21 protein-coding genes and 1 pseudogene are annotated in these 20,898 nt (G+C 65.9%); 8 read left to right on the top strand and 14 right to left on the bottom strand.

Going from position 1 to position 20,898, the window contains the following annotated elements; all coding sequences use genetic code 11:
* Positions 1-2: 2 nt before the first annotated feature.
* Complete coding sequence (locus tag M5J20_RS03380) at positions 3-1,049, bottom strand: PAC2 family protein (RefSeq protein WP_253576302.1); 1,047 nt, start codon at positions 1,047-1,049, stop codon at positions 3-5.
* A gap of 243 nt (positions 1,050-1,292) precedes the next feature.
* Here M5J20_RS03380 and M5J20_RS03375 point away from each other — a divergent pair, with 243 nt between their 5' ends.
* Positions 1,293-2,396, top strand: coding sequence for a DUF4192 domain-containing protein (locus M5J20_RS03375; RefSeq protein WP_253576300.1), 1,104 nt, complete (start codon positions 1,293-1,295; stop codon positions 2,394-2,396).
* 12 nt (positions 2,397-2,408) lie between these two features.
* On the opposite strand, the gene galE is transcribed toward M5J20_RS03375, so the two are convergent.
* The 6 genes from galE to M5J20_RS03345 all read right to left on the bottom strand — a co-directional run bounded on the left by galE (position 2,409) and on the right by M5J20_RS03345 (position 7,823).
* Positions 2,409-3,389, bottom strand: a complete 981-nt coding sequence (gene galE / locus M5J20_RS03370; protein ID WP_253576298.1) for a UDP-glucose 4-epimerase GalE — start codon at positions 3,387-3,389, stop codon at positions 2,409-2,411.
* A gap of 11 nt (positions 3,390-3,400) precedes the next feature.
* Entirely contained in the window at positions 3,401-4,090 is a 690-nt protein-coding gene (locus M5J20_RS03365) for a metal-dependent transcriptional regulator (protein ID WP_253576296.1), read from the bottom strand.
* Between the two features lie 89 nt (positions 4,091-4,179).
* Positions 4,180-5,172, bottom strand: coding sequence for a sigma-70 family RNA polymerase sigma factor (locus tag M5J20_RS03360; RefSeq protein WP_253576294.1), 993 nt, complete (start codon positions 5,170-5,172; stop codon positions 4,180-4,182).
* A gap of 183 nt (positions 5,173-5,355) precedes the next feature.
* The gene (gene dtd, locus M5J20_RS03355; RefSeq protein WP_253576292.1) at positions 5,356-5,790 is read right to left on the bottom strand and encodes a D-aminoacyl-tRNA deacylase; all 435 of its coding nucleotides are present in this window, start codon (positions 5,788-5,790) and stop codon (positions 5,356-5,358) included.
* Entirely contained in the window at positions 5,787-7,328 is a 1,542-nt protein-coding gene (locus M5J20_RS03350) for a DUF7782 domain-containing protein (protein WP_253576290.1), read from the bottom strand. The genes dtd and M5J20_RS03350 overlap by 4 nt, the downstream gene beginning before the upstream one ends.
* Before the next feature lie 30 nt (positions 7,329-7,358).
* On the bottom strand, positions 7,359-7,823 hold the full coding sequence (locus tag M5J20_RS03345; RefSeq protein WP_253576288.1) for a DUF3099 domain-containing protein: 465 nt from the start codon (positions 7,821-7,823) through the stop codon (positions 7,359-7,361).
* Between the two features lie 48 nt (positions 7,824-7,871).
* On the opposite strand from M5J20_RS03345, the gene M5J20_RS03340 reads away from it, so the two are divergent.
* The 3 genes from M5J20_RS03340 to M5J20_RS03330 all read left to right on the top strand — a co-directional run bounded on the left by M5J20_RS03340 (position 7,872) and on the right by M5J20_RS03330 (position 10,751).
* A complete protein-coding gene (locus M5J20_RS03340; protein ID WP_253576362.1) occupies positions 7,872-8,129 on the top strand; it encodes a DUF3039 domain-containing protein in 258 nt (85 codons plus the stop codon).
* A 59-nt stretch (positions 8,130-8,188) separates the two neighbouring features.
* Positions 8,189-9,940: a DEAD/DEAH box helicase gene (locus tag M5J20_RS03335; RefSeq protein WP_253576286.1), complete on the top strand. Its 1,752-nt coding sequence runs from the start codon at positions 8,189-8,191 to the stop codon at positions 9,938-9,940.
* Between the two features lie 115 nt (positions 9,941-10,055).
* Positions 10,056-10,751: a hypothetical protein gene (locus M5J20_RS03330; RefSeq protein ID WP_253576284.1), complete on the top strand. Its 696-nt coding sequence runs from the start codon at positions 10,056-10,058 to the stop codon at positions 10,749-10,751.
* 1,090 nt (positions 10,752-11,841) lie between these two features.
* Here the strand turns inward: M5J20_RS03330 and M5J20_RS03325 are convergent.
* From M5J20_RS03325 to ppgK, 6 genes and pseudogenes are all read right to left on the bottom strand, one after another.
* Complete coding sequence (locus M5J20_RS03325) at positions 11,842-12,666, bottom strand: ABC transporter permease subunit (protein ID WP_253576282.1); 825 nt, start codon at positions 12,664-12,666, stop codon at positions 11,842-11,844.
* A complete protein-coding gene (locus M5J20_RS03320) occupies positions 12,663-13,589 on the bottom strand; it encodes an ABC transporter ATP-binding protein (protein ID WP_253576280.1) in 927 nt (308 codons plus the stop codon). The genes M5J20_RS03325 and M5J20_RS03320 overlap by 4 nt, the downstream gene beginning before the upstream one ends.
* Positions 13,586-14,257, bottom strand: a complete 672-nt coding sequence (locus M5J20_RS03315) for a TetR/AcrR family transcriptional regulator (protein WP_253576279.1) — start codon at positions 14,255-14,257, stop codon at positions 13,586-13,588. Before M5J20_RS03315 ends, M5J20_RS03320 begins: the two co-directional genes overlap by 4 nt.
* 160 nt (positions 14,258-14,417) lie before the next feature.
* A pseudogene (locus tag M5J20_RS03310) lies at positions 14,418-14,795 on the bottom strand (integrase core domain-containing protein); the annotation flags it as partial.
* Positions 14,796-15,058: 263 nt separating this feature from the next.
* A complete protein-coding gene (locus M5J20_RS03305) occupies positions 15,059-16,597 on the bottom strand; it encodes an RNA polymerase sigma factor (protein ID WP_256478066.1) in 1,539 nt (512 codons plus the stop codon).
* 181 nt (positions 16,598-16,778) lie between these two features.
* Positions 16,779-17,540, bottom strand: coding sequence for a polyphosphate--glucose phosphotransferase (gene ppgK, locus M5J20_RS03300; RefSeq protein ID WP_253576277.1), 762 nt, complete (start codon positions 17,538-17,540; stop codon positions 16,779-16,781).
* Between the two features lie 46 nt (positions 17,541-17,586).
* On the opposite strand from ppgK, the gene M5J20_RS03295 reads away from it, so the two are divergent.
* Together M5J20_RS03295 and M5J20_RS03290 are read left to right on the top strand one after the other, a co-directional pair.
* Positions 17,587-18,438: an inositol monophosphatase family protein gene (locus M5J20_RS03295; protein WP_253576276.1), complete on the top strand. Its 852-nt coding sequence runs from the start codon at positions 17,587-17,589 to the stop codon at positions 18,436-18,438.
* Positions 18,439-18,554: 116 nt separating this feature from the next.
* On the top strand, positions 18,555-18,848 hold the full coding sequence (locus M5J20_RS03290) for a DUF4193 domain-containing protein (protein WP_253576360.1): 294 nt from the start codon (positions 18,555-18,557) through the stop codon (positions 18,846-18,848).
* 12 nt (positions 18,849-18,860) lie between these two features.
* Here M5J20_RS03290 and M5J20_RS03285 read toward each other — a convergent pair whose 3' ends face one another.
* Positions 18,861-19,388, bottom strand: coding sequence for a DUF3093 domain-containing protein (locus M5J20_RS03285; protein ID WP_253576275.1), 528 nt, complete (start codon positions 19,386-19,388; stop codon positions 18,861-18,863).
* Positions 19,389-19,415: 27 nt separating this feature from the next.
* Here M5J20_RS03285 and dut point away from each other — a divergent pair, with 27 nt between their 5' ends.
* Both dut and M5J20_RS03275 read left to right on the top strand, forming a co-directional pair.
* Entirely contained in the window at positions 19,416-19,880 is a 465-nt protein-coding gene (gene dut / locus M5J20_RS03280) for a dUTP diphosphatase (RefSeq protein ID WP_367614867.1), read from the top strand.
* A gap of 97 nt (positions 19,881-19,977) precedes the next feature.
* The gene (locus M5J20_RS03275; protein WP_253576274.1) at positions 19,978-20,898 is read left to right on the top strand and encodes a DUF3710 domain-containing protein; all 921 of its coding nucleotides are present in this window, start codon (positions 19,978-19,980) and stop codon (positions 20,896-20,898) included.

The raw sequence follows: 20,898 nt of genomic DNA, 5'->3' as shown, positions 1-20,898 counted from the left end.
AACTACTCGTCGTCCTCCGCGAGGCCCTCGAAGCCGTCGTCCTCGGACGGGTCGATGAAGTAGTGGTCGCTGAGGCGACGCGTACTTTCGTCCTCGCCCGGGGAGTGCCCCTCGCCGAGCGCGCGGTCGCGGTCCTCGATGGCGGCGAGGAAGTTCTCGAACGCCTCGCTGATCTCCTCGCCGGAAGGCACCTGGGCCTCGCCCGGCATCATCGCCTCCGGGTTGCGCTCGCGGTACTCCTCCATCTCCGTGTCGTAGTGCTGCTCGAGCGCGTGCACCACCTGCGCCACCTCCTCCGACGCTGCGGTCTGCTCCGCGAGCTGGCGCGACACCTTCGCCATGTCGCGTTCGAGGGAGCGCAGCGGGAAGCGGAGGTTCGCCGAGTCTTCCACTGACTGCAGGAGCTGGTACATCGCGTGCGGGTAGGGCGAGGATGCGACGTAGTGCGGCACGTGAGCGGTGAACCCGGCCACCGGGCGGCCGCGCTTGTGCAGCTCGCGCTCGATCAGTATCGAGGCGGAGCCCGGGATGGTCACCATGCCGTCGAACGTGAACATGGAGCCCACCAACTCCTCACGGTTGCCGTGCGCGGACACCACCAGCGGGCGGGTGTGTGGCGCGCCCATGGGCGCGGCGTAGAGGCAGATGGTCTCGCGAACGTCGAAACGCTCGACGAGATCCGCCACCGCCTCGCTGAACGCCTCCCAGCGCAGATCCGGCTCTGGGCCGGAGAGTAGCAGGAAGGAGGTGCCGTCCGAATCGCGCAGCACGCGCATGTCCAGCTCGAGGTCCTCGACGTTCGAAATTTCGTGCTGGTTCAGCGTCACCACCGGGCGGCGGGCGCGGTAATCGATGAGCTCATCGTTGTTAAACGTCGCCACCGTGCGGGACTCCAGCGCGGCCTTGAGGTGGTCGGCGGAACCCTCCACGGCGTGGCCGGCATCCGCGTAGCCCTGCATCGCGATGATAAGCGTGGGGCCGGCGGGTCCACCCTCGCCGACGGCAGGCGAAGGATACTCAAGCTCGTACATGCGGTGATCGTCCGACATGGTATTCCTCCTCGTGTATGACAGTCTCTCATGTCAACAATGGTGTTCGACGCAACATTCCCGGCGGGGCGAGTGCAGTCGAGCGCTCTATTCTGCCCGAGCACGCGGCCCGATGCCACCGCGACGCTACTTTCATCCACAGCTCCCCAATGAGGTGACCAATTGCGGCTGAAATGTGGATAACTCGGGCCGCGCGCGCCGGCGGCGGGGGAACGCGGGGCGGGTTTCGAGCGTCCAATACCTATGACTCAAACACCGCACATTCCACACGCAACCTTGTTCACCCTCGGCGATGTCTTCGCCTCGATCCCCGGCCTCCTCGGCTACTACCCGCAAGAATCGACCATCCTGCTCGCCCTCGAGCGCGACGCGGACACCGGCGCCATCCTCCTCGGACCCGTCCTGCGCGCCGACCTGCCCCAAACCGCTGAAGCCGCCGTATTCGCCCTCGAGCACTGCACCGCGGACACCTTCGGGTTCCTCGGGCTCGTCGTCAGCCGTATTCCCACCTCCGAGCTCGTGGCAGAGGCCATCGACGAGCTCTCGGCCGCGCGCGACTTGGACGGGCTTCCGCTTCTCGACGCTTGCTGGCATCTCTCCGAAATCGCCACCGGCACCCCGTACACCATGCTTTTCGGTCCCACCCCAGCCGAGCTGCACAGTGCGGGCCTGCCGCGGGACTGGGTATCCGGCATCGTGCCTTCCGTCATGGCGCAGCCGACCATGGGCCCGCTGCTGGCCCAGGGGGCGCTGCCGGAGCTCAGCCGCGAGCACACGCGCGCGTTCTTCGACCACGACCCGGCTGTCGCCCCGCGCATCACCACACGGGAACTCGCGGACGTGTACCGCCGCGGGTACCGCCTGGTGGACAAGCTCGATTCCGAGCCGATCATGGTGAAAGCAGCGGTGGAGCGGGCGCGCGAGACCCTGCGTGCCGCGAGTGCCCGACCGCTCGTCGGCGAAGGTGCAAAGCAAGCGCATCTCCCCGCGCCGCGGGAGGATCTCGAGCACGTCGCCGTGATACTCAGCCGCTCGCCGTTGCGCGACTGCCTCTTCAGCGTCGTCCTCGAAGCCCCGTTGCCTGCAGCCGCCGTGCTGGCGACTATCGCGAGGTCCTACGAGGGCGTCATTCGCGCGAACGCGCTCAGCCTCTGGGCGGTCGCCGCCGTGCGCATGCGGCTCTCCTCTTGGGCCTGTGCGGCCCTCGCCTGCGCCCAAGAGGAGATCGAAGAGCACTCGCTTTCGGCCATCCTCGCCCAGTTACTCATGTGCGGGGAGCACGACACCCTGCTCGCCACCGCCGCGGAAAGCAGCAACACCCTATGGAAGGAAGGATTCGGGGCTTAAAGCGCCCGGCTTTTACCGCGCCCCGTGGGAGCGCTCGCCGAGGTCGCGGGTGAAGTGCCACGCGTCCGTAACGATGCGGGTCAGCTCCGTGCGCGTTGGGTTCCATCCCAGCTCCTGCTGAATGCGTGCCGACGACGCGATGAGCACCGCCGGATCGCCCGCGCGGCGCGGCGCTACTTCGGCCGGAATGGGGTGGCCGGTGACCTCGCGGCAGGTTTCGATGACTTCGCGCACCGTGTAGCCGTCACCCGAGCCCAGGTTGAAGATGCGGTGCTCGCCCGGCTGGTTCGCCTCCAGCGCGAGCACGTGCGCGTCCGCTAGATCGCGGATGTGGATGTAGTCGCGCACGCAGGTGCCGTCCTTGGTGGGCCAGTCGTCCCCGAAGATCATGATTTTCTCGCGGTAACCCATCGCCACCTGCAGCACGAGCGGAATGAGGTGGGTTTCAGTCGGGTGGTTCTCGCCGTGCTCGCCGTACGCGCCCGCGACGTTGAAGTAGCGCAAGCTGGTCGCGCCGAGGCCGTACGCGGTGCAGTAGGACGAGATCGCGTCGTCGATGGCGAGCTTCGTGGCACCGTACGGGTTAGTCGGGCGCGTCGGCGCCGTCTCCACAATCGGCACCTCTTCGGGCTCGCCGTAGGTGGCCGCCGTCGAGGAGAACACCAGGGAAGTGACACCGTGGCGGCGCATTGCGTCCAACAGCACCAACGACACGACGAGGTTGTCGTGCCAGTACATGGCCGGCTCCCCGACGGATTCGCCGACAAGCGAGCGGGCGGCGAAGTGCAGCACGCCGTCGATGCCGCCCTCGGCGAGCACCCCGTCGATCACGTCGACGATGTTCCCCTCAACAAGCATCGCACCCTCCGGCACGGCATCGCGGTTGCCGGTGGAGAAATCATCGATGACAACGACATCGTGGCCGGCTTCGATGAGCACAGCAGCGCAGACGGAACCGACGTACCCGGCACCGCCGGTGACAACGAGCTTCATGGCTGCGGGCTTTACTCAGCGAGCTCGACGCGCAGCGCGTGGGCGAACTCCGGCGCCAGTTCCACGGACTCGCCGTCCTCGGTGGTCACGGTCATGGCACCGTCGTCGTGCGGCTCAAGCGTCACCGTCTGCCCAACCAGGGAGCCCAGCGCGATCACCGGGGACTGCACAGCGGTACCTTGCTGCAGAATCTCGTTGATCTGGATCACCTTGACCTTGGCCGGCTCCTTCAGGCGCAGGTCAATGGAGCGCTCACCTGCCTGCGCGTTCGCCGCGCCGGAAGCGCCGATCTCCGCCAGCGCCGGGATCGGGTTGCCGAAGGGGGAGCGGCTCGGATCGTCGAGGACTGCTGCGACGCGGCGCTCCACCTCATCACTCATCACGTGCTCCCAGCGGCACGCCTCTTCGTGGACTTTTTCGATGTCCATCTTCAACACGTCGGTAAGCAGACGCTCCGCCAGGCGGTGCTTGCGCATCACCGACGTCGCGAGCTCACGGCCGGCGGGGGTGAGGGACAGCGAGCGATCGCGCTCGACCACGATGAGTCCGTCGCGCTCCATGCGGGCCACCGTCTGCGACACGGTGGGACCGGACTGCTCGAGGCGCTCCGCGATGCGGGCGCGCAGCGGCGTGATGCCCTCTTCCTCGAGCTCGTACACCGTACGCAGGTACATTTCGGTGGTATCAACCAAATCGCGCATAGCGTCTACTGTAACCCAGTCAACCCCCGCGCATCTGAAAAAGAAACGGCCCGGCGCACAGGTGCCGGGCCGCTGGTGAGAAGGCTGGGTTACATCGCGTAATCGCGCAAACGGTCAGCGCGCTCGCCCACGCGCAGCTTCGCCATCACCTCGCGCTCAATCTGGCGGACCCGCTCCCGGGACAGGCCGAACTCGCGGCCGATCTGATCCAGCGTGCGCGGCACACCGTCGGTCAGGCCGTAGCGCATGCGGATCACGTCCTGCTCGCGCTGCTCGAGGCCGTTGATGATGTCCTGGATATCGTCGTGGCGCAGGGTGGACACCACCGCATCCTCTGCGTCGGTCGCCTCAGCATCCTCGATGAAGTCGCCCAACGGGGCCTCCTCATCCGCGCCGACGGGCATGTCCAAGCTCACCGGATCGCGGGACTGGCGCAGCAGCATCTCAATCTTCGCCTCGGGGATGCCGGACTCCTCGGCGAGCTCGTCGTTCGTCGGCTCGCGGCCGAGGGACTGGTACATCTCGCGGCGGATACGGGAGAGCTTGTTCACCTGCTCCACCAGGTGGACCGGGAGGCGGATGGTGCGGGACTGGTCAGCCATGCCGCGGGTGATTGCCTGGCGAATCCACCACGTCGCGTACGTGGAGAACTTGAAGCCCTTGGTGTAATCGAACTTCTCCATCGCGCGGATGAGGCCCAGGTTGCCCTCTTGGATGAGGTCCAGCAGCGGCATGCCGCGGCCGGTGTAGCGCTTCGCCAGCGAGACCACGAGGCGCAGGTTCGCTTCGAGCAGGTGGGCGCGGGCCTTGCGGCCCTGCTTGGCCAGAATCTTCAGGTCGCGCTTCTTGGCGCGGGTGAGCTGCGTCTCCGGATCATCCAGCAGGTACTGGGCGTACAGGCCCACCTCGATCTGCTGGGCCAGCTCAACTTCTTCCTCAGCACTGAGCAACGCCGTCTTGCCGATGCCGTTGAGGTAGACGCGGACAAGGTCAGCCGAAGGGTTATCGTTCGTCTGGTTCCGGCGGCTACCGCGGTCGACTTCTTCCTGCTCTGCGGCGTTGACATGATCCGGCTGAGTCATGTGGTGCTGCCTCCTCGATAGCGTTGTGAGTGAATCCAACAGTCCAACGTCTCACCGCGCGGTTTTGTTCCCGCGGCGGGAGATTAGATTCCTTGCATAATCCTCGCACATTGACCTATCGCCGGCATGGGCGCGGACAATCCTGCAATATGAAATATGTCACATGAAGCGTGGCGTTGCTAGCTAAGCTTCCACAATCACGGTAAAAGGCCCTTCGTTGACGCTTGCGACCCGCATTTTCGCACCGAAACGGCCTTCCTCGACCCTGATGCCGCGGCTGCGAAGCTCCTCCGCAATGCGCGCGATGACCGGCTCCGCAATGTCGCCCGGCGCGGCATCGGACCACGACGGCCGCCGGCCCTTCGCGGTGCGGCCCATGAGCGTGAACTGGCTGACGAGAAGCACCGGTGCACCGACATCGGTGACGGAGCGCTCGCCGTCGAGAATGCGCAGTTCCGCGATCTTGCGCGCGACAGTTTCCCAGGCGTCGGGGCTGTCCTCGGCGCCGACACCCACAAGGGCGAGGATCCCGCCGGTGTCGGGGCAATCGATCGCGCCTACCACGTCACCGTCCACAGTGACAGACGCGCTGGAGACCCGAGTCAGCACAGCCCTCATCGCACAACCTCAGCGATCGCCGAGGGGATCACAATGCCGTGGCGCACGAGATCCACAATCGCTGCGGCCGCCTGGTCCTCGAGCTCGCCGAGCGCTTCAGCATCCGCCATGCCGCGCGAGGCGGCGAGGAGCCCAACCACCTCTCGCAGCGGGAGACCTTGCGGGTGGAGCCCGGCGAGCACAGCGCGCAGCGCCTCGTCCACGTCGTGGGTGAAGCGTGGCCCGTCGGTGCGGGTGATGCGGATGACCTCCGTCGTAAAGCCCATGCCCAATTCCTGGTCGGCGAGTTGCACCTCTTCGAGCGCCACACCGGGGCGCAGCACGTACGTGGCATCCAGCACCGCGTCCTTATCGGCGGCGCGCAGCCACGCGGTGCGGCTGAAATACTCCTCCACCTCGGGCCCGAGCGGATCGTTAAAGGGCTGGCGCACCTCCTCGGCGGTGATTTCCGAAGGGGCATCGCCGATGTCGCGCAGGAACACCCAGCCGAAGCCGATCGCGTGGACGTCGTTGTCGTCGAAGTAGTCCAGCCACGCCTCGCTGCGCTCGAACGCTTCGCGGGAGCGCAGGTCCACCGACTCATCCTTGAGCCAGGTGGAGACGTACATGCCGGGATCCACCACGTCGCGCTGCAGCACCCAGGCACTCACGCCTGACGACGGCAGCCACGAGGCCACCCGGTTCTGCCACGGCGTGTCCAGGGTGTGCACCCACGCGCCGAGGATGCACGCCGTGCCGTCCTCCGCGAGGTGGTTCGCGGCCTGGGAGACCACGAGCTCGGTCGCACCGTCGAGGCCGAGGCCGGAATCGCGGTAGACGTGCCCCACCTCCGGCAGCCCCACGACGAATGGCGGGTTGGCCACGATGCGGTCGAAGCGCTCGCCGATCACGGGCTCAAACCAGGCGCCCTCGCGCAGTTCGACGTTCTCCACGCCGTTCGCCGCCAGCGTTGCGGACGCGAGCTCGAGGGCGCGCGGGTGCACGTCGGTAGCCACGACCTGCTCCGCGGCCGCGGCCTGCGCCAGCGCCTGAATACCGGAGCCCGTCCCGAGATCGAGCACGCGGCCCACCGGTACCTGCGGGGCGGCGGAGAGTAGCGACAACGACGCCGCGCCGACACCGAGCACATGGTCGCGCCCGGGCACGAGCTCCGTCACCGACGCGTCCCGGTCGGACACGACCAGGCGCGGTTCGCCGGCCACGATGTGCGGGCGGACATCGAAGTTCACCACCAGGTCGCCGGCGGGGGTTTGGGTGGCGAAGGAAGCGTCGACAAGCGAGAGCGCAAGGCGGGAGCCGATGAGGTCCGCCAGCTCCTCCCCGGAGACGGGGCGGCGCAGCAGGAAAAAGCGGATGAGTCCGTCGAGCTGCGTGCCGCCGCGGGTAGCCGCGAGCACCACACCGGGCTCGCCCCGGTACAGCGCGTCCGTGGCGTCTGGCCCGAGGTGGGCGGCCACGCCGTCCGCGGTGAACTGGGCCTCGTGCAGCACCGTCGCAAGGTCGCGCATGAGCGCTGCAGGGGGAGGGGGAGCGGTCATGGAACGTACAGGCTCCTTCGCAGCCGGGGGCTAATCGTCGTGCTCGATGATACTGGGGGCATTCGCCGCGCCGGAACCGTCGGCTTGAGCGAGCTGAGCTTGGCGCGCCGCCTCGAGCCGCGCCGCCTCTTCGCGCGCCACCGCCGGCTTGTACACGTTCCGGGAACGCGAATCGCGCACCTCGCCCTGGCCGTTCGCCACCATCACGGAAATCCACGGCAGCGGCACCGAAATGAGGAAGAAAATCGCGGCCAGCCCCCAATTTTCCCAGGCGAACGCCGCGAACAGGGAGAGCAGAATGAAGGGCAGACGGAGGCCCTGCATAATCAGGTACTGCACCTCGCGGCTCCTGCGGTTCTGCTCGGGGGAGCGCTTAAGGTCCGTGATGAGGGCGCGCTTCGTTTTCCGACGGCTGCGCCGCGCGCGCGGTGCGGACTGCTCAACGTCCACGTCGACCGTGTGCTGGTCGTGGAAGTGCCCGCTCGCCTCGCTCATAGCCTTTCAGGGTAGCCCTCCGGCTTAAGTTCTTCCGCCATGTGGGGCATGATGGACACCGTGAAGACGACGACGAAAACCCTGGAGCGCACCGACCTGCGGGAAGATACCTCGTCAACCACTGACGACGGCACCCCCAAGGTCTTCCACTACGTGAAGAAGGACCAGATCGTCGACTCCGCCATCTCGGGCAAGATGGTGGTGGCGCTGTGCGGGGAGACCTTTCCCGTGAAAAAGCAGGCGAAACCGGGCTCCCCGGTGTGCGCTGACTGCGAGCGCATCTACAAGGGGCTGCGCCGGAAGTGACCGCGTCCGCAACGGGGCCTCGGCTGCGCCAATGGCAGCAAGAGGCCCTCAATTCTTTTATGGCCACCAAGCCGCGCGATTTCCTCGCGGTGGCGACGCCGGGCGCCGGCAAAACGACGTTCGCTCTGACCCTGGCGGCGGAATTGCATGCGTCGAAAAGCGTGCAGCGCATCATCGTCGTCGTGCCCACCGAGCACCTGAAGCACCAGTGGTCGGACGCGGCGAAGCGTTTCGGCCTCGCCCTCGACCCGGAGTTCACGAACTCGTCCGCGGTAAACCCGGCGTACGACGGCGTTGTAGTGACCTACGCGCAGGTGGGCATGCACCCGTTCAAGCATCACGCGGTGGCCAGCGCGCGCCGCACCCTGGTGATTCTCGACGAGATCCACCACGCCGGCGATGCCAAGAGCTGGGGCGACGGTATTTACGAGGCCTACAACGATGTTGAGCACCGCCTGGCACTGACCGGCACGCCGTTCCGCTCCGACGACTCACAAATTCCCTTTGTGCGCTACGAGGAGGACGGGGAGGGCCACCTCGTGTCGAGGTCCGACTACACCTACGGATACGCCGAGGCACTGCGCGACGGCGTCGTGCGCCCCGTCGTGTTCCTGGCCTACTCCGGCGAGGCGCAGTGGAAGGATTCCGCCGGCGAGGAATACTCGGCGCGCCTCGGCGAGCCGCTCAACGCCGAACAAACCGCGAAGGCGTGGCGCACCGCGCTGGACCCGAAGGGCGACTGGATCGCGGCCGTGCTCACCGCCGCCCACACCCGCCTGCTGAAGATCCGCGCGCATATGCCGGATGCCGGCGGCCTTGTCATCGCCACCAACACCACCACCGCACGCGCCTACGCGAAGATCCTCTCCGGCATCAGCTCAACGCCGGTCACCGTCGTGCTTTCCGACGAAGCAGGCGCATCCGAGCGCATCACCGAGTTCTCCGAATCCACCAGCGAGTGGATGGTCGCGGTGCGCATGGTGTCCGAAGGCGTCGACGTGCCCCGCCTCGCCGTCGGCGTGTATGCGACCTCCGCCTCCACGCCGCTCTTCTTCGCCCAGGCCATCGGCCGCTTCGTGCGCTCGCGCCTCCCCGGCGAATCCGCGTCAGTGTTCCTGCCTTCCGTGCCCGTGCTCCTGCAGCTCGCCGAGGACATGGAAGTTGCCCGCGACCACGTCCTGGGCAAACCACACCGCGAATCAGGCTGGTCCGACGAACTCCTCGAACAGGCGAACCGCACCGAGAACGAACCGGACGAACTCGCCGGCTACGAAGCCATCGGCGCCTCCGCCGAGCTAGACTCCCTCATCTTCGACGGCTCGACCTACGGCACACCGACGGTCGCCGGTTCTGCCGAGGAGCAGGACTTCCTCGGGCTACCGGGGCTTCTCGACGCAGAGCAAGTGAAAATCCTCCTGCGCAAACGCCAAAGCGACCAGCTCGACGCCCGCGATGCCGAGGAGAAGGCGCGCCGGGCCGCCGAGCGTCAGGCCCGCGAGCGCGCCCAGATCCTGGGGGAGCAGATGCTTTCCGACGGCGGGGCCTCTGGCGGTGCCGGTGGTGCTGGTGCTGCGGGTGGTGCCGGTGCTGCGGCGGCCGCGGGTGGAGCTGGGGGCGGGGGAGTCGCGTCCGACGAAATTCCCGAGCTGCGCAAGGAGCTGAACGCCCGCGTGGCGATTGTCGCCAGTAAAACCGGCAGGCCCCACGGCGCGATTCATACTGAGGCGCGCAATGCCTGCGGCGGCCCGCCGACTGCCTTGTGCAACGCGGAGCAACTCCGCGACCGCATCGCCTACCTGCGGGATTGGTAACCCCGCGCCGGAAGTTCCGCGTCGGAGGTGGATCTCCGGTTCCGAGGTGCTTGGGTTCACGTCTGTACTATGGCGGGGAGTTTGTGACAGAGACCGCGACGAAAGTGAGACACCAATGACGAACAACCCGAACCCGAACCGTCCCGACCCGAGCGGCTTCAACCACCCGGAGGGCTACTCCGCTTACAACCCAAACACGGAGGCCAACAGCTACGGCCAGTCTGGCTACGACCAGTACGGTCAGCCGGGCCAGTCCGGCTACGACCAGTCTGACTTCGGCCAGTATGGTCAGCAGAGCGGCTACGGTCAGCCGGGAGATTACGGTCAGCCAGGCTACGAGCAGTACGGCCAGACCGGTTTCGGCCAGGACGGCTACGCCCAGCAGGGCTACGGCCAGTTCCCGGGCTACGGAGCGGCCGCCCCGGCACCGAAGAACTCGATGGCAACGGCGGCGCTCGTCGTCGGCATCATCGCGCTTATCTTCATCGTGCTGTTCTTCCCGTTCGCGCTGATTCTCGGCCTGGCAGCGATCATTCTCGGCTTCTTGGGCATTCGTCGCGCCAAGGATGTGGAGGTCGCAGTACAGTCCGCCGGTGCACCGTCCGGCAAGGGTAAGGCGATCACCGGTCTTGTGCTTGGTGTTGTGTCGCTCGTCGTCTCTGGCGCCATCTTTGCCTTCGGCTTCCAGATCGCACAGCAGGTGCTCGAGAGCGGCATGATCGAACGCTGCGAGCAGTACCAGGATGATCCGCAGAAGCTGCAGGAGTGCATCCAGAAAGAGGTTATGGACAGCATCGAGTCCAATAACTAAACGCGCTGAAAACTCACGGCCCCAGCACCGCGCTGGGGCCGTTGTTTTGTCTCAGCGTCCTCGCAATCCGCGCGGCGGACAACCGTCGAGCGGGGGTTGAAGGTCTTCCGCCCGGCGGACAACCTTTGAGTGAGGGTTGAAGGTGTGAAGCGGCACAGAAGGGTGGTAGCATGCCCACTTCACTTCCAACAATCCGAGAAGAAGAGTCCCCCACACCAAGCGACACCACGACCGATAGTCAGCCGGATCCCACTCAGGCAACACAGGGAACCGAGGTTCCAGAATGAGATCGAGCGCAACGGATGTCGTGGCCACCCTCTAAAAGAATTCAGAGAGAAACATGATCTATGTGGTTTTTGGTGCTGTAGTCGCGCTATTCGTCTCCTTATGCATCATGGCAATGGGGTACCTAGTCCACCTTTCAGCTAAGCGGAAGGTGCTTTCTCCATACCGTTTCTTAGTCGTGATGGTTTTACTAGCACCCGTTTTTCTGATCTACGACATACTCAGCGATGAGATGTGTAGCGGCCTTTTCAATTATGCGGTCAGCGGTTACCTAATTACCGCAGTCATCATAAGTTTTCTGTGGCGCAGTATTGCGGATGGCCCCAGCGAAGCGCGGGAGTAGGAGCGGTCGTTAGGAGAAGGTGTTTATCCAGCGCTTCCCGCGTTCCGCGTCGAGGGGGCGAGCGTGACCTCGAACGCCATCGAAGCGACCTCCCAGGTATCCATCCTGTATCTGCGAGCCAGCCGCCGATACCTCACTGCCGTGTATCGCATCAGTTCCGCCGCCTCACGATCACCCCGCCAGGCCCCAGGCCCGGCTTCATGCAAGCGGATCAACAGGGCACGTAGTCCCTCGGGGCTCTCGAATCCGTGGCTGGCCGGGCCAGCCGGTCCCGCCGTATCGTCGCTGGCAGGGGTGATGTGCTCGTCCACGGTGACGCCTCCCAGAAGGGAGGTGCGCCACCAGCACCCACGCCAGCACGCGCGCCAGGACGCCGCTGTACCCGCCGCCCGTCAGCAGATGCACCACGTTGCTAGGGGTCAGGGCGGGCGAGGGGAAAGTTGCTCAGGCGACGGATATGGGTTACCCGAGGATGTCGCGGCGCGACAGCGCCCAGGCGGTGATGCCTATGAGGACTGCGGAGAGACCCCAGAGGAGCGCAAGCCCGGCCCAGTCGAAGCCGTCCGCGAGCGGGGTGTTGTCGAATGCCCAGTGGTAGGGCGAGAGGTTCGATAGCCAGGCGAAGTCTTCGCTGGTGCCTCCGACGGCATCGAGTCCGTAGCCGAGGACGGCGATCCCGGCTCCGGCTCCGATCGCCCAGGATCGCCGCCCGGTGAGGGCGCCGAACGCGAGAGCGGCGACACCGGAGAGGAGGCCGAGACTTGTCCAGGCGATCGTTACGGCGAGGAGGTTGGTGGCGGAGAGGTCGAGTTCTGCGGGGGTGTTGATTGCGAGGATCAGCAGGAATGCCACCGCGCCGAGGGCGAGCATCTTGACGATGAGTGCCACTGCACTTTCGAGCGCGTACTGGGCGCGTCCGACCGCGTGCGCGAGGGTGAGTTCGAGTCGCCCGGTTTCCTCCGTGCCTGCGATGAACGCCGCGCCCCAGGAGACGCTGGCTATTGCGGCGAGCACGAAGCCGAGCAGGCCGAAGAACGTCGCTTGCGCGTAACCTGCTCCGCTGGCGATCTGGTTGAACCCGAGCGTGCTCACCAGTTCAGCGGGCAGGCTGTCGATCAACTGCGCGAGTTCCGGGGATTGCAGCGAGGGGAACAACGGCAGGTACATCCCGATCACGGCCGCGATGCCGAGCGACCAGCCGAGTTGCCCGCGCCAGCCGTCGAGCAGGTGCCGGGAGAAGATCGGGGCGGTGGGTCGGGAAACCGGGGCCAGTGCTGCCGTGGTCATCTGGTGCCGTTCGTTCGCGCGTAGAGGTCGAGGATCGACTCTTCGAGGTCGGGTTCTTCGATGGTCAGGTCGCGCACGGTGAACTGCGCGAGGGCTTTCACGACCGTGTCGGCCTCGCCTCGGATGGTGGCCTTGAGCCTCACGAGATCGCCCGAGGCGGTCGCTTCCGCGTCGAGGTCATCCAGTATCGGCAACGTGGCGAGCGCCGCCCGTGCCGCGTCGGCGGTGGTGTCTGCGAGCACGGCGCTCAGCCGGGCGACGCGGGAGAGTCTCAGCGAGGACACGTCGCCCTGGGCGACGATCCTGCCGCCGGCGAGAACCGCCACATCATCTGCGGAGTGCTGTATCTCGGTCAGGATGTGCGAACTGAGTAGAACCGACTGCCCGGCTTCGCGTGCCTCGCGCACCATCGCCAGGAACTCGCGCTGCACCAACGGATCGAGGCCGCTGGTCGGCTCATCGAGAATTATCAACTCCGGCCGATGCATGAACGCTTGGATCAGGCCCAGCTTCTGCCGGTTCCCTTTCGACAACGCCCTCACAGGACGGTTCAGGTCAAGACCCAGACGCTCTGCCAGGCCCTCGATCGTGCCCGGCTCGACCGGACCGCTGATCTGAGCCAGGTGATGCAAGAGCGTGCCGCCACGGATGCGCTCGGACAGCTTCAGCTCGCCCGGCAGGTAGCCGATACGACGACGCAGCGCCGTACCGGAACGGCGTGGCACGGAACCGAGCACGCTCAACTCCCCAGCGGTCGGGCGGATGATGTCCACCAGCATCCGCAACACCGTCGTCTTGCCCGCACCGTTCGGACCGATCAACCCGAACACCGAACCCCGTTCGACGCGCAGGCCGATCCCATCGACGGCGAGGTGCTTGCCGTACTTCTTCTGCAACTCGCGTGTCTCAATGACGGCGGTCATGCGCCATCCCTTCCGTCGTTCGACTTGGCGTCGCTCTGCCCTGCGAGGGCGCTTCGAGCCGCTTCAAGCAGCCCCGTATCGGCATAGAGGCCCTCGGTGAAGATTTCGAGAGTCGGGAGCGTGAGCCGTGCCGCCCCCTCAGCCGAGAACGGGTCAGCCCCCAAGACCTGCGCGAAGCGATCACGCACCAAGAACTGCGCGACCCCGAACACGGTGACCAGCATCGCGGTCGCCTCGGGATCAGATGCAGGCCTGATCGAACCAGACTCGCGCCCCTCGGCCAGGTTCTGCCGGGTGCTCGCCACCAGCCGGGCGAGCAGTTCGTCACCGGCCTTACCCGGTTCGATCAGCAGGCGGGCGAGGTAGTTGAACATCGGGCCCGCGCTCGAGGCTTCGGCCAGAAGCGCTTGCACCAGGTTCGGGGAGGGAGTCTCCGCTGAGGCGAATCGCTCATCGAGCAGTTTGGCGATCACATGCTCATCGCAGACGCGCTTCAACTCGTCCTTCGACCCGTAGTGATGGATCACCAGTCCAGGACTGACCCCGGCAGCCTCCGCGATTGCCTTCACGCTCGTCTTGTCGAACCCCCGTTCCGCGAACAACTCGATCGCCGCATCACGGAGACGGGCACGCCCGGTCAGATCGGAAGACTCAGAAACTGAATTCATGTTTAGCAGCCTATATGTTCATTTAGTAACCGTCAAGACCACACCCCCCCACCCGCCTGCTAACCCGTCTCATGAGTCGCGACATGCTTGACGGGTGAGTCGCGTCATTGTGGACAAACCGGTGCCTCAGTGTTTTGTGTTCTGGGGCACCGGTTTTGTGTTAGTGGGGGTCTAGTGGTGGGTCGCCGTGTTTCCAGTAGGCCATTTGGTAGTCGCGGCTGGTGTCGATGTAGTGCTCGGTGATGACTTCTCCTGTTTCGGCCAGTGATGTGATGATGTGGTTGTCGGTGATGACCATGAGGATTTTTTGGCCTTTGTAGGCGCGTCCGATGCCGAGGTGGAAGAGTTTGCCGGCGTATCTGACGGTGACTTTTCCGTTGTTGCAGACGATGTCGTCTCGGGTGCGCCATTCTTCTTGTGGGTTGTCGTTGGGGGTGGCTTTGGGGCGTGCGGTGTAGGCCTGTGCTGGTGTGCGTCTGCCCAGGGCGCGGTGGGGTCGTTGGGTGTTTTAGTACGTGCGGAACTCGTCGAGGACGCGACGAGCGGTGTTTTCCGCGCGGCGGACAACTGTCGAGTCGGGGTTGAGGGTCTTCCGCCAGGCGGACTCGGGCTGAGCCTTGGATGCGACAAGCGGTCTTTTCTGCGCGGCGGACAACCCTCGAGCGGGAGTTGAAGGTCTTCCGCGCGGCAGACCCAAGCCACGGGCATTGGGCACTCCGCGTCCGGACCACAATGCCAAGGCGGACACAAAAATTCCGCCCGGCGGAATCCATCCGGGCGAAAAGGTGAGAGCGAGTCCGCTTAGTCCAGGTAGTCGCGCAGCACCTGCGAGCGGGACGGGTGGCGCAGCTTGGACATCGTCTTGGACTCGATCTGGCGGATGCGTTCGCGGGTCACGCCGTAGACCTGACCGATCTCGTCGAGGGTGCGGGGCATGCCGTCGGTAAGCCCGAAGCGCAGGCGTACAACGCCGGCCTCGCGCTCGGACAGGGTGTGCAGCACATCCTGAAGCTGATCCTGGAGCAGCGTGAAGGAGACAGCGTCAACGGCGACGACGGCCTCGGAGTCCTCGATGAAGTCGCCCAGCTGGCTGTCGCCTTCGTCGCCGATGGTCTGGTCGAGAGAAATCGGCTCGCGGGCGTACTGCTGGATCTCGAGGACCTTCTCCTCGGTGATGTCCATTTCCTTCGCCAGCTCAAGTGGCGTCGGCTCGCGGCCGAGGTCCTGCAGCAGCTCGCGCTGGATGCGGCCGAGCTTGTTGATGACCTCCACCATGTGGACCGGGATACGAATGGTGCGGGCCTGATCCGCCATCGCGCGCGTGATGGCCTGGCGGATCCACCAGGTGGCGTAGGTGGAGAACTTGTAGCCCTTGGAGTAGTCGAACTTCTCCACGGCGCGGATGAGGCCGAGGTTGCCTTCCTGGATCAGGTCCAGGAACGCCATGCCGCGGCCGGTGTAACGCTTGGCCAGAGAAACCACGAGGCGGAGGTTAGCCTCGAGCAGGTGATTCTTCGCCTTGCGGCCGTCGCGGGCAACGGCGCGCAGGTCGCGCTTCACAGCAGGGGTGAGCTTCGCGTCCTTGTCGCCTTCCTCGGCGGCGCGGGTCATCTCGTCGAGACGGTACTGGGCGTACAGGCCAGCCTCGATGCGCTTCGCCAGGGACACCTCCTGCTCGGCGTCGAGCAGGGCGACCTTGCCGATCTGCTTCAGGTACGCGCGGACTGAGTCGGCGGAAGCGGTGAGCTGGGCGTCCTTGCGCGCCTGGCGAAGCGCTGCGGACTCCTCGATGTCCCACACGGAGGAACCGTCGTCCTCCTCCTCTTCTTCCTCGTCCTCATCATCCTCGGACTCTTCCTCGTCGCCGAGTTCGTCCGTCTCAAGTTCGTCATCTTCGAGGTCGGTGGGCAGCTCGTCGTCGAACGCCTCGTCCTCGTCGTCGATCAGCTCCGGGTCTTCCGGATCGTATTCGAGGTCGGCGGGTTCATCGTCATCGGCGGCTGCAAGGGTCTCGTCCTCGAGCTCCGGGTCGGTGACGAGCGCCTCGTCCTTGACCTCGGCCTTCTCGGCAGCGGCGGTCTTGCGAGTTGTCTTCTTCGCGGTTTTCTTCACCGCTTTCTTGGCCGTCTTCTTGGTGGCCTTCTTCGCGGTCTTCTTGGCTGTCTTCTTCACAGCCTTTTTGGCGGTCTTCTTCGCCGTCCGCTGAGTGCCGGCGGCGGTGCCGGTGGTGGATTCCGTGCTGGCTTCGCCGCCAGAAGACGCATCCACTGCGCCGGTGACGGTGTTGTCGCCTGAAGCTTCGCTGGCTACCACGTACGCCCTTTCGCCAATTCGGATCAGTTTCCGCGGCCAACCCGCGGCACGGGCTGGATGCGGTCCCCGGATATGCCGAGGTATTGGCACACCAGGGTACGGACTTCTGTCCGTGATTTCAGAACGCCCATAGTAACAATGAGCCGGCGATTATATTCCACCGACCCGCCGAACGCGCAGTATCTGAGGTACTTGGCCGGAAACAGCGCTACGGCGCGACGTGTTCGCGGACGGCCATCGCGGCACCGACAATGCCGGCGCGGTTGCGCAGCTTCGCCGGGATGACCGGCACGTCGACGGTGAGGTGCGGCACCCAGCGATCGGCCTTGCGCGAAATGCCGCCGCCGACCACGAACGCGGCCGGGTTGAAGAGGCGGTCGAATTCCTTCAGGACGGTGTCCACGCGGGTGGCCCACTCCGGATAGCTGAGGTCTTCAGCGTCCTTGACTGCGGAAGATGCGAGGTGTTCTGCATCGCGTCCGTCGATAAGCAAGTGCCCCAGCTCGGTGTTGGGGAAGAGCCTGCCGTCGGCGAAGAACGCGGAACCGATGCCGGTGCCGAAGGTGAGGAAGATGACCGCGCCGCGCTTGGCATCCTCCTCGCCGAAGGCAACCTCGGCGAGGCCGGCGGCATCCGCGTCGTTGAGCACGGCAATCTGGCGCGCGCCGAGGTGACGTGCGAGCAGGTCGTGCACGTTGGTGCCGATCCAGGACTTGTCGATGTTGGCGGCGGTCACTGCGATCTGATGCTTGATCACGCTGGGCAGTGCCACACCCACGGGGCCGTCCCACTTAAGCTCGCGAACCACGTCGGCGACGACTGCGGCCACAGCGTCCGGGGTGGCGGGTTTCGGGGTGGCAATTTTCACTCGCTCGCCGACGAACTCGCCCGTCGTCAGGTCCACCACTGCGCCCTTGATGCCGGAACCGCCGACATCCACGCCTACGCCAAGATTCTCCGCTCCTGCCATGCCGAGCAGTGTACAAAACGCAGCGATTGGGGGCACGATGGAACGTATGGACTCACGCCCCAACCACGCCCAGCTCCGCGACATCTGCATCGACCTCGCCACCGATGCCGCCGATTTGATCGTGCTGCAGCGCGACTTCCTGGCCAAGCACGGCTCCGTCGCGCAGGTGACGGAAACAAAATCCACGCCGGTGGATCCCGTCACCGCGGTGGACAGGGCCGCGGAGGTGCGCATCGCCGAGCGGTTGCGCGAATTGCGTGCCGACGACGGCATTGTGGGCGAGGAAGGAGCGAACGTCGCCGGCACGACGGGCATTGAGTGGGTCGTGGACCCCATCGACGGCACCGTGAACTTCCTGTACGGCCTGCCGATCTACGCGGTATCGGTCGGCGTGGCTGTCGACGGCGAGCTGGCGGCGGGCGCGGTGGTGAACGTGGCGAGCGGCGACGTGTATTCCGCGGCGGTGGGGGAGGGCGCTTTCGTGGAGCGCGGCGGGGAACGCACGCGGCTCATCGCCTCGCGGGCGGAGAACACGGACCTCGCGCTCGTGGCAACGGGCTTCGGCTACGACGCCAACCGGCGCGCGGCCCAGGCTGAGATCCTGCGCCTCGTGTTGCCGCGGGTGCGCGACATCCGTCGCCTTGGTTCAGCGGCGATCGATCTGTGCCACGTGGCGGAAGGCCGCGTCGACGCTTACTACGAGCACGGCACGCACCCCTGGGACTACGCCGCCGGTGCCGTCATCGCGGCTGAGGCGGGGGCCGTGGTTCGCCACCCTGGGCTCGAGGACAAAGCTGATGTCGGCGCGCCGCTCATCGCCGCCGCGCCACGGTTGTGGGACAGCTTCTACGACCTGCTGGAATCGGCGGGTGCCACGCGCGCGTTGGAGGGGCCGTAAATTACCCCCGTTTACCCAGTTGACGTGGGCAGATGACATAGCGCGCGGGTTGCTTTAGTATTCCGCCTCAAACGCGCAAGAAACTGCGCATGACTGCACTTGCTGGAGGACTCACCATGGCTACCGATTACGACGCGCCGCGCCGCCGGATGGACGACGAACTCGAGACCGATTCTCTCGAGGGCCTCAAGGCCGCCGAGGTAGCTGGCAGCAGCATGGATGATGACGGTGAGATTGTGGAGCCCTTCGAGCTGCCCAGCCAGGATCTTTCGGGCGAGGAGCTCAACGTCGAGGTCAAGCCGCGCCAGGACGACGAATTCACCTGCGCCTCGTGCTTCCTGGTGCAGAAGCGCAAGCGCCTCGCACACGTGGAGCCGGATGGCTCCATGATCTGCCTCGACTGCGAGTAATCGCCGGGGTAGTTAGACCGGCTCGCCCGTGTCCCGCTGGCCCGGGACAAAGGCCTCGAGCACAGCTTCGGGGTTGCGGGCGGACACCATCCAATAGGGGGTCGGGTCAGTCGGATCGTCCAGCACTAAAAGGACATGCTCCGGCACCCACGCGTGGGAAACAAGGAACGCCGCCGGGTCCAACTGGCGGCCGAGCGCGTTCTGGCGTGCCGACGCCGGCACCACCATCGACCTGGACACCACACTGGCGGGGAGGTTCGCGTCCTCCACATTCAGCCAGCGCGTACCGTCCGCCTCCAGCTCAACGCGCACCACGGTCTTTGACAACCAGGTGAGGAACCAGGCGACAAGCCCGCCGACGGCAATGAACGGGATGATGAACCACCACACATTGCGGTTCAAGGCGAATTGGGCGGACAGCAGCAGGGTCAGGCCGAGGCCGGCGGCCCACCAGTACCACGGGACCCACTGCCGTTCCGAGTACAAGACCTGCGGCGCGGCCGCGCCGGGCCCGGAGGAGGAAACGCTGAAGTCGGTCACCTGTCCAACCTTAGTAGGGTGGGGCACGTGAACGACAACAGCTTCGAAAACACCGTCGGCACGCTCCGCGTGAAGCGCCTGGACAAGGATCTGCCGCTGCCGATGCGCGCCCACGACGGCGATGCTGGCGCGGATCTGTACGCAGCCGAGGACGTGACCTTGGCGCCCGGCGAGCGCGCGCTGGTGGGCACCGGCATCGCCATCGCCCTGCCGATGGGCACGGTCGGGCTCATCCACCCCCGCTCGGGCCTTGCGGCGAAGCATGGCCTCACCATTGTCAACTCCCCCGGCACAGTGGACGCGCAGTACCGCGGCGAGTTAAAAGTGTGCCTGCTGAACACCGATCGCTCCGAGCCGATTGAGATCACCCGCGGCATGCGCATCGCGCAGCTGGTAGTCCAACGCGTGGAGCTCGTGGATTTCGAAGAGGTCGAAGAGCTCGACGACACGGAGCGCGGTGCCGGCGGCTACGGCTCCACCGGCACGCACTAAGCGCGGCCGCCGGTAGTCGCACCGCCAGCGGTACTAAGGTCGACTCAGATAGCCCAACTCAACCCACCGCGGTCCGCGCGGGGAAAGTGAGACCACGATGGCCCTGTGGCCGTTTGGCAAGAAGAAGAACAATGACAACGCCCCTGAGCCTGCGCAGGAGCAGGCGACGGAGTTCGCCGCCGAGCCGACGCCAGCTACCGAGGAGCCGACGCGTGCCGACGTCAGCGAGGAAACCCCCGAGGCCGCTGCCGCTGCCCCTGCCGCACAGGTGTCTGCGGAGCCGGTCGCCCAGGCTGCTGGCACCGCGCCGCTGCAGAACTATGACCCGGTGAACGGTTCTACCGGCCCGTTCGACGGCGACAACGTTGACATCAACGACTTCGACTTCTCCGACTTCTCCGACGTGGTGCTCGATCTGGGCTCCATGCGCGTGCCCATGCCGAAGGAAACTCAGGTGCAGGTCGAGATGGGCGACCAGGGCCCGAAGATGGTCCACATCGTCACCCCGCACGGCCGCCTGACCCCGGTCGCGTTCGCTGCACCCCGCACCGGCGGCCTGTGGGAGAGCTCCGTGCAGGAGATCGCCGAGGGAATGACCGCCGAGGGCATGCCGTGCCACGTCGAGGAGGGCCCGTGGGGCCCGGAGGTTGTGGGCACCGGCAGCAACGGGCAGATCCGCATCATCGGCGTGGAGGGCCCGCGCTGGCTCTACCGCGTGACACTCGCGGCCCCGAGCGGACGCGAAGACGCGATGGCGGACCTAGGGCGCGAAACCATTGCGCGTTCCTTTGTCTACCGCGGCGAGTCTCCGATTCTGGCGGGCAACTCCCTGCCCGTGACCCTGCCCCCGCAGTTGGCGGCGCAGGTGCAGCAGGCCGTCGAGGCCCGCGCCAACCAGCACGCCGGCGCCTCCGCTACCGGCCAGGCGCCCACCGGCGGCAACCCGAACGCACTCAGCGACGCGCTGCGCCAGATCATGGAGATCAACAACGGCGGCGCTAACGCCGACAACCGCTAG

The organism is Corynebacterium stercoris, assembly GCF_024160105.1.
Taxonomy (GTDB): domain Bacteria; phylum Actinomycetota; class Actinomycetes; order Mycobacteriales; family Mycobacteriaceae; genus Corynebacterium; species Corynebacterium stercoris.
The sequence above is the reverse complement of the archived record's forward strand: the minus strand, read 5'-3'. Positions and strand labels throughout refer to the sequence as shown.